The 11,263-nt window shown below is 60.0% G+C and carries 11 protein-coding genes; 5 read left to right on the top strand and 6 right to left on the bottom strand.

Going from position 1 to position 11,263, the window contains the following annotated elements; all coding sequences use genetic code 11:
* The first annotated feature begins 8 nt into the window (after positions 1–8).
* A complete protein-coding gene (locus C7387_RS10920) occupies positions 9–1,121 on the top strand; it encodes a M20 family metallopeptidase (protein WP_006818980.1) in 1,113 nt (370 codons plus the stop codon).
* Here the strand turns inward: C7387_RS10920 and entH are convergent.
* Genes entH through entC form a run of 5 tightly spaced genes read right to left on the bottom strand, consistent with a single transcriptional unit; the run spans position 1,118 to position 5,947 of the window.
* On the bottom strand, positions 1,118–1,531 hold the full coding sequence (gene entH / locus C7387_RS10925; RefSeq protein WP_038254698.1) for a proofreading thioesterase EntH: 414 nt from the start codon (positions 1,529–1,531) through the stop codon (positions 1,118–1,120). The two genes, C7387_RS10920 and entH, sit on opposite strands and share 4 nt — an antisense overlap.
* Entirely contained in the window at positions 1,532–2,287 is a 756-nt protein-coding gene (gene entA, locus C7387_RS10930; RefSeq protein ID WP_120816646.1) for a 2,3-dihydro-2,3-dihydroxybenzoate dehydrogenase EntA, read from the bottom strand. It abuts the gene before it with no gap.
* The gene (locus C7387_RS10935) at positions 2,287–3,138 is read right to left on the bottom strand and encodes an isochorismatase (protein WP_120816647.1); all 852 of its coding nucleotides are present in this window, start codon (positions 3,136–3,138) and stop codon (positions 2,287–2,289) included. Before C7387_RS10935 ends, entA begins: the two co-directional genes overlap by 1 nt.
* A 13-nt stretch (positions 3,139–3,151) precedes the next feature.
* Positions 3,152–4,762, bottom strand: a complete 1,611-nt coding sequence (gene entE / locus C7387_RS10940) for a (2,3-dihydroxybenzoyl)adenylate synthase EntE (protein ID WP_120816648.1) — start codon at positions 4,760–4,762, stop codon at positions 3,152–3,154.
* 9 nt (positions 4,763–4,771) lie between these two features.
* Positions 4,772–5,947 (bottom strand): isochorismate synthase EntC, encoded by a 1,176-nt coding sequence (gene entC, locus C7387_RS10945; RefSeq protein WP_040903923.1) that lies wholly within the window; start codon positions 5,945–5,947, stop codon positions 4,772–4,774.
* Positions 5,948–6,133: 186 nt separating this feature from the next.
* On the opposite strand from entC, the gene fepB reads away from it, so the two are divergent.
* Complete coding sequence (fepB, locus tag C7387_RS10950; RefSeq protein WP_120816649.1) at positions 6,134–7,093, top strand: Fe2+-enterobactin ABC transporter substrate-binding protein; 960 nt, start codon at positions 6,134–6,136, stop codon at positions 7,091–7,093.
* On the opposite strand, the gene entS is transcribed toward fepB, so the two are convergent.
* Positions 7,082–8,344: an enterobactin transporter EntS gene (entS, locus tag C7387_RS10955; RefSeq protein WP_120816650.1), complete on the bottom strand. Its 1,263-nt coding sequence runs from the start codon at positions 8,342–8,344 to the stop codon at positions 7,082–7,084. The two genes, fepB and entS, sit on opposite strands and share 12 nt — an antisense overlap.
* 110 nt (positions 8,345–8,454) lie before the next feature.
* Here entS and fepD point away from each other — a divergent pair, with 110 nt between their 5' ends.
* From fepD to fepC, 3 genes are read left to right on the top strand one after another with little or no spacing between them, the layout of a single operon-like run.
* Positions 8,455–9,462: a Fe(3+)-siderophore ABC transporter permease gene (fepD, locus tag C7387_RS10960; RefSeq protein ID WP_120816651.1), complete on the top strand. Its 1,008-nt coding sequence runs from the start codon at positions 8,455–8,457 to the stop codon at positions 9,460–9,462.
* Positions 9,459–10,451: an iron-enterobactin ABC transporter permease gene (gene fepG, locus C7387_RS10965; protein WP_006818971.1), complete on the top strand. Its 993-nt coding sequence runs from the start codon at positions 9,459–9,461 to the stop codon at positions 10,449–10,451. The genes fepD and fepG overlap by 4 nt, the downstream gene beginning before the upstream one ends.
* Entirely contained in the window at positions 10,448–11,245 is a 798-nt protein-coding gene (fepC, locus tag C7387_RS10970; RefSeq protein WP_006818970.1) for an iron-enterobactin ABC transporter ATP-binding protein, read from the top strand. Before fepG ends, fepC begins: the two co-directional genes overlap by 4 nt.
* Positions 11,246–11,263: the final 18 nt, after the last annotated feature.

The following is an 11,263-nucleotide window of genomic DNA, read 5'->3' on the forward strand; positions in this document are numbered from 1 at the left end:
GACGCAATATGAATCTTGAACGCTATATTGAAGAGCTAAAATCACTGGTCAACGTCGACTGCGGCACCGCAACCCTCTCCGGTGTTGCTACCGTCGCGGGCGTCATGGAAACCCTGTGGCAGAAGGAAGGCTGGCACACCCAGCGTGTTGATCTTGGAGATAAAGTTGGCCCGGGCGTGTTTGTCACCAACAAGCCAGAAGCCAAAGAGTATGACGTGCTGCTGGTTGGCCATCTGGATACTGTATTCCCGCAGGGTACCGTGGCTGAACGCCCGCTTACTCAGGATAGCGAACGCTTGTACGGGCCGGGCGTATCCGATATGAAAAGCGGTCTGCTCAATATCTTGTGGGCGATGCGCAGCCTCAGCAACACCCATCTGGAAAGATTATCTATCGCCATTGCCATGAATCCGGATGAAGAAACCGGCAGCGTCCATTCACACCAGTGGATAGGGGAAATCGCCAAACGTTCCCGCTGCGTACTGGTTTGCGAGGCCGCACGCGCCGACGGCTCACTGGTTAAAGCACGTAAAGGTATGGCGGGCTATCGTCTCACCTTCAGCGGCGTCGCAGCACACGCCGGGAACGAGCCGGAGAAAGGCCGTTCTGCGGTAACCGCGCTGGCTAACAGTATTCTCGCCATCAATGCGTTAAGTGATATCCCACGCGGCACCACGCTGAATGTGGGCGTTATCTCTGGCGGCAGCGTTGCCAACGTGGTTGCAGACCACGCCGTCGCAGAGCTGGACGTACGCTTCTGGGAAAACGACGAGTATGAGCGGGTGAATAAGGCGCTGGAAGCGCTGTGTGCCGAAGGATTCCTCGACGGGGTTACCACATCGCTTACTCGCATTAACCACAAACCGGCGATGGCAGCCAGCGAAGAGACACAGCTGCTGATGCGCCTCGTCGAGCTTGCAGGTCAGGAAGAAGGCGTAAAAGTGACCTGGCAGGCGGTAGGCGGCGGTAGCGATGCTAACCATACCGCCGCTTTGGGGATCCCTTCGCTGGATGGGTTTGGCCCGGTCGGCGCAGGTTTCCACAGTCCGGCGGAGTGGCTGGATATTGCGTCCATTGAACCACGTATCCGCCTGCTTCGCCGGGTTATATCAATGCTTTAACCCATCACCATCGTACTTAACCGGCAGGTGCAGCAGCGCCTGCCCTGTTCATCAAACACCACAATCTCCCAGCTCTGACTCTGCCGCCCCAGGTGCAACGGCTGGCACACGCCGCGCACTTTACCCTGAGAAACCGGGCGATGATGGGTAGCATTAAGCTCGGTTCCCACTACGCACTGGCCGTCGCGGGTCATCAGGTATCCCGCCATCGAACCCAGCGTTTCTGCAAGCGCCGCCGAAGCCCCGCCGTGCAGCAGGCCAAAAGGCTGATGTGTGCGGGCATCCACCGGCATTTCCGCTTCCAGCATGTCATCACCGAGACGGGTATAGACAATCCCCAGATGCTCAACCATGGTGTGGCGGCTGGTTTCGTTCAGTGCTTCGAGCGTTAAATGACGTTTCCAGATCATCTAAGCCCCCAGCGTCGAGCCGCCGTCGACCACAATATCCTGCAGCGTGATATGGCTCGCCTGCTCGGAGGCCAGGAACAGCACCGTACTGGCAATCTCCTGCGGGCGGGCGATTTTGCCCAGCGGAATGCCGAGCTTAAACTGCTCGCCGAACCCACGAATGCGCTGCTGCTCGGCGTCGTCGCTGCGCCACAGCGTGCGCTGCATATCGGTATCGGTCGATCCCGGCGACACCAGATTACAACGCACACCGCTGGCGGCAAGCTCCAGCCCCACCGTCAAAGCCAGGCTTTTCAGCGCGGCCTTCGAGGCGCCATAGGCGCTCATGCCAATGCGCGGCGTGTGGGCGGCATCAGATGCTACGGTGACCATTGCCCCACCCTGCTGTTGGCGAAACTGCGCCATGGTGTTCTGAAACAGGTTAAAGGCGCCGCCAACGTTGACCGCAAAAGTCTGCTGCCAGTCCTGCTGGCTCAGCGCATCGGTCACGCCCATGCGCAGGATCCCGGCGGCATTCACCAGCACATCCAGGCGGGGCTGATGCGCCAGCAGACGGCGGCTTACCAGCGCCACCTCTTCGGCATCGGCGACGTCCAGCACTTCAGTGGCAAAAGGGTAATGCTCACCGTCAAAGGTCAGGTCGAGACCGGTAACGCTGGCACCCGCCTCGGTGAACGCCAGCGCGGTAGCATAACCAATGCCTTTGCCCGCGCCGGTTACCCAAACGTGTTTGCCGTGAAAATCAAACCCGGCCATCACTTCACCTCGCGAGAGAGCAGCGTCCACCAGGCGTCAATCGTCGGGTTCTTCGCCAGCATCACAAAATCGATATCGCCGTGCACTTTGCGCCAGCGGGCGGCAAGGGACATCATGCGTACCGAATCGAGGCCATAATCAATCAGATTCTCATCATCCAGCGGCACGTCGGATTCATCGAGCAGCGGCAGAATGGTGGTGCGCAGCGCCGCTTTTGAAAGCGGTACCGGCAGCAGATTTTCCGTCATCACCACCCGGCCTGAACGACCGGCTACGTAGTTGAGCGACATCAGGTGTTCCTCGCGGCTGAAATCCGCCAGCGCGTCGGCCACAAAGAACGGTTTAATGTCGCGCATGAACGCATCGGTGGCGGTGGTCATGCAGCCGATATGCGCATACACGCCGGTGATAATCAGCTGATTGCGCCCGGTTTGCTTCAGCATCTCTTCCAGCGGAGAGCGATGGAATGCGCTGTAGCGCCACTTCACCAGCACGGTATCAGCTTCATCGGGCGCCAGTGCGGCAATCACCTGCTGCTGCTCCGGGGAACGGGTTAACCCCGGCCCCCACATATCGTTCAGTAACGCACGGTCTTCATCGCTTTGCGTTTTCGGCTGCGCGGTGTAATACACCGGAATATGGTGCTGCTTGCAGTACTGACGCAGGGCCGCAATGTTGGCGACGACGGTTTCCATCATCAGGCTGTTCTCACCCCAGAAGTTGAGGAAGTACTCCTGCATATCGTGAATAAGCAGCGCGGCGCGCTCAGGCTCAAAGGCCCAGTCAACTTTGTTCGCCGGAATGTCATCGGCGCCTGGCAGGGCATAAGCCTGCAGTTTAGGAATAGCCATGTTGTTGTCTCCTTCAGGCTGAAGCGTTTACCGCCAGCCACTGACGCAATTTTTTCTTGTCCACTTTGCCAACCGGGGTCAGCGGCAGCGTTTCTACGCACTCCACGCGATCCGGCAGCTTAAATTCCGCGACGCCCTGCTCACGCAGGAAACGACGCACGGCAACCGCCCGCAGCGGAGCCGTAGTCACCAGGTACGCGCAGCTTTTCTCGCCGAGCAGGCTGTCCTCCATACTGACCAGCGCCGCATGGATAACCGACTCATGACGCAGCAGCAGATTCTCAACTTCTTCCGCCGCGATCTTCTCGCCGCCGCGGTTGATCTGATCTTTCTCGCGTCCCTGAACGGTGATATAGCCGTCTTTGTCGATAGAAATAAGATCGCCGGAAGCGTAAAAACCGTTCTTGTCGAAGGCTTCGGCATTATGTGCAGGGCTGCGGAAATAACCCCGGAAGGTGTACGGGCCACGGGTCATGAGACGCCCGACTTCACCGAGCGGTAACGGGTTACCTTGTTCATCCGCAACCCAGACTTCATCGTCCGGGCTCATCGGGCAACCCTGGGTGTTAAGGATGCGTGCCTCGCTGTCGTCCAGGCGGGTGTAGTTCACCAGCCCCTCCGCCATGCCGAACACCTGCTGCAGCTGACAGCCGATTTCCGCCGGGATCCGCGCCGCGAGCGAGGCAGAAAGCCTTGCGCCGCCCACCTGCAACAGCTTCAGAGAGCGTAACGAAGCATTGCTCCCCCACTCGCTGATCGCCTGCAGCCACAGGCTGACCGCCGGAGGGACCAGTGCCGTAACGTTGACCTGGTGTTTTTCGATGAGCGGGAAGCACAAGGTGGCGCTCGGATCGCTCGCCAGCACCACGGCGCCGCCGGCAAGAAACACCCCCAGCGCGCCCGGCGAGCTCATCGGGTAGTTATGCGCTGCCGGCAGCGCGCAGAGATAGCGGGTCTGCGCATCAAAATGACAAATCTCATTACTGCGGCGAATGCTGTAGTAGTAGTCATTGTGAGTACGCGGGATAAGCTTCGGCGTACCGGTGCTGCCGCCGGAGAGCTGGAAGAACGCCACCTCATCGGCGGGTGAAGGCGTCGGTACCAGTGCGTCACTCGCCTGTGCCATCGCGGCTTCGAGAGCATGTTCCCCCATATCCCCACGTAGCAGCACCAGGCGTAACGAAGGATGCTCTGCGACAAAAGTATTGAGGAAGGTATCGTCGGCAAACAGCGCGTGCTCGCGGTCGGCGATGAGTAGCGTCGGCGCAATCTGCTGCGCATAGGCGCTAAGCTCATTGCGCTGATGGCTGAACAGCGCGTTAACCGGTGCCACGCCAAGGCGCAGCAGCGCAAAGAGGGTGACATAAAACTCCGCCACATTGCCAAGCTGCACCAGCGCGGTTTCGCCGCATTTTATCCCCTGACGTTGCAGGTGGGCCGCGAGGTTATCAGCCGCCTGGTTGAGCTCGCGGTAGCTGAAGGTGCGTTCACCATCGTACACGGCGATGGCGTCGTTATCAGCGTGGCGGGTCAGAATGTCAGTGAGGGGCAGATCCAGCCAGTAGCCTTTCTCCCGGTAGCGAGCGGCAGCTTCCTGCGGCCAGCGGGTAAACGGAATAGTCATACTCGCTCCTCAGTGCAGGCCAAAAACGTTCAGCATGGTGGAAAGCTTCACACCGGTTTCGCGCCACTCGGAAAGCGGTGAAGAAGCCGGAACAATTCCGGCGCCCGCAAACAGGCGAACCTGGTTCTCACGCACGCGGGCGCAGCGGATGGTCACCACCCACTCGCCGTTGCCTTCGTCATCGCACCAGCCGACGATGCCGCCGAACAGTTCACGATCGAAGGGTTCCAGTTCGCTAATCAGGCGTTTTGCCACCTGATGCGGGAAACCGCTCAGCGCCGGAGTCGGGTGCAGCAAACAGGCCAGCGACAGCGCATTCTCTTCGTCATGAGCAATCCCTTCGATAGGGGTCGCCAGATGCCACAGGGTTGGCGTCGTCACCAGCTGTGGGGAATCCGGCAGCTCCAGCATTTTGCTGCGCGGTGCAAGCACCGCCTTCATCGCCTGGGTAACCAGCTCATGCTCGTGGCGATCTTTTTCCGACGCCAGCAGCTTATTGCCCGCCTCGCGATCCAGCATGTCATCCGGCTGGCGGCGCGCAGAACCGGCCAGCGGCAGCGAACTGTAGTGCCTGCCCTCTTTACGTAACAGCAGCTCCGGGCTTGCCCCCAGCAGCACACCGCCGTCAGGCAGAGGGATATGGAAGTTGTAGCTCGCCGGGTTCTGTGCAATCAGACGTTCGAGCAGCGCACCGCTGTCTAACGGCGCATCGGTCGAAATCTCTATCAGGCGGGAAAGCACCACCTTGTCCACTTCCGGCGTAGCGGTAAGCCCGGCGGCGCTGGCGACCATCGACATGAACCCGTCCTGAGGCGGGATTTCCTGCCGCTCGGTGACGTTCATCTCCGGCAATGCCGCGGCGTAACGGGCAGCGTGCTGTCGGCTGGTACGGGAGAAGGTTTGCCACTGCTGTGGAATAAATAGCGCGGAAGGCTGCGTAGTATCGAACGGGATTGCCCCGACCATCACCGGTTTGCGGATCCCGGCGGCTTTTGCCTCGCGGAACGCCGTACTGATGCTTTGCTGGAAAGCGCTATTCAGATCGTCGCCGCCCTCAACGGGGGTCGACACACGGCTAAAGCAGCCAGAGGTAGTAAAACTGCGGTACGGGGACATGAAGAAGAAGCTATCGGGCGACAGCGTTGTCGTCTCGTCCAGCACATCCTCAGCCAATGACGTTTCCATATCATCCTCCGAAACGATAAAGATATTAATAATGATTATCATTTATATTTTGGTTCGGTAAGCTAAAAGTAAATGCGTATGATGTCAACCGCTCAACCCGCATATTGCACGATGAACACTTGCAACCCGGAGAGAGGATTGTGAAAATGAGACGCATTCACTCCAATAAAAACAGGACATTAATTCGTGAAACTTTGTTCTATGTGGTCCCGTAGCTTACTGATTTCAGCACTTTTTCTTTTCGGATTTGCCTCAGCGTATGCCGCCGACTGGCCGCGCCAGGTAACCGACAGCCGCGGCACCCATACCCTTTCAAGCCAACCTACGCGAATTGTCTCCACCAGCGTGACCCTGACGGGTTCCCTGCTCGCGATTGATGCGCCGATAGTTGCCAGCGGCGCCACCACGCCAAACAACCGCGTTGCCGACGACCAGGGTTTTCTGCGCCAGTGGAGCACTGAAGCAAAATCTCGCCAGCTCGCGCGCCTGTATATCGGCGAACCCAGCGCAGAAGCGGTAGCGGCGCAAATGCCAGATCTTATTCTCATTAGCGCCACCGGCGGCGATTCCGCCATCGCGCTGTACGACCAGCTCTCCGCCATTGCCCCTACGCTCATCATCAACTACGACGATAAGAGCTGGCAGGCGCTGCTGACGCAGCTCGGCACCATTACCGGTCATGAGAAACAGGCCGCCGCGCGGATCAATAGTTTCGCCCAACAGCTTGCGACGCTGAAAACCAAAATGACGCTACCCCCGCAGCCGGTGAGCGCGTTGGTGTATACCGCCGCTGCGCACAGCGCTAACCTGTGGACCGCCGACTCCGCGCAGGGCAAACTCCTGACCCAGCTCGGTTTTACCCTTGCTCCATTACCGGCGGATCTGCATACCAGCCAGAGCCAGGGTAAGCGCCACGATATTCTTCAGCTGGGCGGTGAAAATCTGGCTGCAGGACTTAACGGTGAGTCACTGTTCCTGTTTGCCGGCGACCAGAAGGACGTCGATGCCATCTATGACAACCCGCTGCTGGCACATCTGCCAGCGGTACAGCACAAGCGCGTATACGCCCTTGGCACCGAAACCTTCCGCCTCGACTACTACAGCGCCATGCTGGTACTCCAGCGGCTGGAGAAATTATTTGGCTAACGGCTTTGCTGGGGTGAGAGATTCAGGCCCTTCGCGCTGAAAACGTCGCAGCTCACCCAGCAGCCACACCAGCAGTAAACCCACGATCGCCAGCGCCCAGCCGCTGGTACTGGCGGCGGATACCGGCGTCAGTATGGCGCCAAGCCCCCCGAGCACCGCCGCGCCGATAGCGTCCCCGGTGACGTTTTGCGCGGTCCACAGGCCGTTAATACGCCCGAGCATCGCCTCCGGTGTTTGTGTCTGGATCAGGGTGTACTGCAGCAGAGAACTGATAGCGCTGAGCCAGCCGAATAGCGCCAGGCATACCACGCCTCCCAGCCACAGCGGCATTACGCTAAAGAGCGCTATCGCCACGAAAGAAGCAACCGTCGTCAGCAACATCACCCGCCCTGGACGTGAAGTTTGCGCCAGCTGCCCGCTGGTCAGCGCCCCCAGCGCTGCGCCGAGCGGGATCGCCGCGTACAGCAACCCAATCTGCGAAGCCGACATCTGCCAGCCCTCCGCCAGCGCCGGATACAGCACCCGAACAGCACTCGCCATGGTCAGCAGTCCGCCCAGCAGCGCAATGCCGCCAATCAGCGGGCTCTGGAATAAGAAGCGGATCCCACCGAGCAGTGATTTCAGCGGATGTTCACGCTGCTGCGGTGGCGGTGGCAGTAGCGGTAAACGCAACAGAGTGAGCGTCGTAATGAAGGTCCCGAGCGCCGCCAGCAGGAAGTTCCACTCCATGCCGCCGGTCGCCAGCAGCAGCCCGCCAACCATCGGCGAAATCACCGAACCTAAGCGGACGGTCAACATCGTGATCGCTCCGGCCTGCATCAGGTTCTCACGCCCGACCAGCGTCGGCGTTGCGGCCAGCAGCGCCGTCACGCCAAGAGAGGCAAAGAAGCCATCCCACAGCCCCAGCAGGTATACCGCCAGCAGTGAGGGTTCAGGCAACAGCGCATTCAGCCACAGCCCGAGAAAACCAATACCGCAGGTCCCACGCGCCAGCAGGATCAGTTTTTTTCGCTCGTAGCGATCCGCCAGCACGCCGCCCACCATCAGGCCGACAAACATCGCCCCGCCGGTCAGCGTCACCGAGAGACCCACCTGCCAGGTGGAGTGGGTCATTGTCTGAATTTGTACCGGGACAGCCACGCCCAATAACCCAAGAGAAAGAATGGAGATAAAGCGAGCAATAAACACGGCACGAAAGGCCGGATGCGTTTTCAGGAGGCTTAAATTGAGTAGCCAGGATTGTCGATTCATGAGGCGCCTTGCGCTAATTCCTTACCAGATTCATGGTGGTGCATGGTAACATATACAAATAAGATCGATAACGATAAGTACTATCATTATCATACTCATGGATGTTGCCTATGTCGTGTTCTAAAACCGCGTTGCGCGCCATTGCCGTTCCCGGTTTATTGCTTTTGCTCGTTTTTGCCGCTGCACTCAGCCTGCTTATTGGCGCAAAACCGCTCCCGGTAAGCATCATTTACGATGCCCTCTCAGGCACCTGCCAGACCGCCGACTGTACCATCGTGCTTGACGCACGACTGCCGCGAACCCTTGCCGGATTACTGGCCGGCGGTGCTTTGGGCCTGGCCGGGGCGTTAATGCAATCCCTGACCCGTAATCCGCTCGCCGACCCGGGGATCCTCGGCGTTAACGCCGGGGCCAGCTTTGCAATCGTCCTCGGCGCTGCAATTTGGGGGTTGACGTCGCCGCAGGAACAGCTGGCGATGGCCTTCGGCGGCGCGCTGGCAGCATCACTCCTGGTGGCGTTTACCGGCAGCCAGGGTGGCGGTCAGCTAAGCCCGGTACGATTAACCCTCGCTGGCGTTGCCCTTGGTGCGGTCCTGGAAGGGCTGTCCAGTGGGATCGCCCTGCTCAACCCCGACGTTTACGATCAACTGCGTTTCTGGCAAGCCGGTTCGCTTGATATCCGCAGCCTCGTTACCCTGAAGGCCGTGCTGCTGCCGGCGCTGATTGCCGGTGCCGTCGCACTCGGCCTGAGCCGGTCGCTGAACAGCCTGAGTCTCGGCACCGATACCGCCACCGCGCTCGGTAGCCGCGTCGCCCGAACCCAAATTATCGGCCTGCTGGCCATTGCCGTGCTGAGCGGCAGCGCCACCGCCCTCGTCGGCCCGATAGCCTTTATCGGCCTGATGATGCCGCACGTCGCACGCTGGATAGTCGGCGCCGATCACCGCTGGTCGCTGCCGGTGACGCTGCTCGCGACACCAGCCCTGCTGCTGTTCGCCGATATTGCTGGCCGCCTGCTGGTGCCGGGTGAACTGCGTGTATCGGTGGTCAGCGCCTTTATTGGTGCGCCAGTGCTTATCTGGCTGGTACGCCGCCAGCCGAAAGGAGGTGCCCAATGACCGCACCTTCTCGTCGGCTGGTCGTAAGCTGCCTGCTGCTGTTGCTGGCAGGAACCGGTATCGCGCTGTGGGGGCTTTGCAGCGGAGCGGTGACGCTGGAGCTCAGCCAGGTTTTCGCTGCGCTGATGGGCGATGCACCGCGCAGTATTACCCTCGTGGTGACCGAATGGCGTCTGCCACGTGTGCTGATGGCGCTGTTGATTGGTGCCGCCCTTGGGGTCAGCGGCGCCATATTTCAGTCATTGATGCGTAACCCGCTGGGCAGCCCGGACGTGATGGGCTTCAACACCGGCGCATGGAGCGGCGTGCTGGTGGCGATGGTGCTGTTCGGTCAGGATCTCACCGCCATTGCGCTGGCGGCGATGGCGGGCGGTATTTTGACCTCTGTCGTGGTGTGGGCCCTGGCGTGGCGCAACGGTATCGATACTTTCCGCCTCATTATCATTGGTATCGGCGTGCGTGCGATGCTGATTGCCTTCAATACCTGGCTGCTGCTGCGCGCCTCTCTAGAGACGGCGCTGACCGCCGGTCTGTGGAACGCCGGTTCGCTCAACGGCATCACCTGGGCGAAGACCTGGCCCTCTGCACCGCTTATTCTGCTCGCGCTGGTGGGCGCTACGCTGCTGGTACGCCGTTTACGTCTGCTGGAGATGGGTGACGACAGCGCCTGTGCGCTGGGAGTAAGGGTCGAGCGCTCGCGGCTGCTGCTGATGCTGGTCGCGGTGGTGCTAACCGCCGCCGCCACGGCGCTTGCAGGCCCCATATCCTTCATTGCGCTGGTCGCTCCACATATCGCGCATCGCCTGAGCGGCACCGCACGCTGGGGGCTTACCCAGTCGGCGCTGTGCGGCGCGCTACTGCTGTCGCTTGCCGATTTCTGCGCCCAAAAAATCTTTTTACCGTATCAGCTCCCGGTGGGGGTGGTCACCGTCAGCCTCGGCGGCATCTACCTCATCGTGTTGTTAATTCAGGAGTCTCGTAAAAAATGACCGATACCACTGCCCGACTGCGCGGCGACCAGTTAACCCTCGCCTGGGGCAAGAAAACCATTGCCGAGCAGCTTAACGTGGCCATTCCGGACGGTCACTTCACGGCGATCATTGGCCCAAACGGCTGCGGTAAATCAACGCTGCTGCGTACCCTAAGCCGTCTGATGACACCAGCGCGCGGTCACGTCTGGCTCGATGGCGAACACATTTCGCACTACCCCAGTAAAGAGGTGGCACGGCGTATTGGTCTGCTGGCGCAAAACGCCACGACACCGGGAGATATCACGGTGCAGGAGCTGGTAGCGCGCGGGCGTTACCCCCACCAGCCGATGTTCAGTCGCTGGCGGCAGGAAGACGACGAGGCGGTCAGCCGCGCGATGCAGGCGACCGGCATTACCGAACTGGCCCAGCAGAGCGTCGATACGCTCTCCGGCGGGCAGCGGCAGCGGGCATGGATTGCCATGGTGCTGGCACAGGAAACCTCGATTATGCTGCTGGATGAGCCAACCACCTGGCTTGATATCAGCCACCAGATAGATTTGCTGGAACTGCTGAGCGAATTAAATCGCGAGAAGGGTTATACGCTGGCAGCGGTACTGCACGACTTAAACCAGGCCTGCCGCTATGCCACGCATCTCATCGCACTGCGCGATGGCAAGATAGTTGCCGAAGGTGACCCAAAAGTCATCGTCACCACCGACCTGATTGAGAAAATTTACGGCCTGCGCTGTACCATCATTGACGATCCGATTGCCGGAACGCCGCTGGTGATCCCGCTTGGCCGTCACCGTTAAGTATTCCCTCCCCAGCGG

Source organism: Yokenella regensburgei (assembly GCF_003634235.1).
GTDB lineage: Bacteria > Pseudomonadota > Gammaproteobacteria > Enterobacterales > Enterobacteriaceae > Yokenella > Yokenella regensburgei.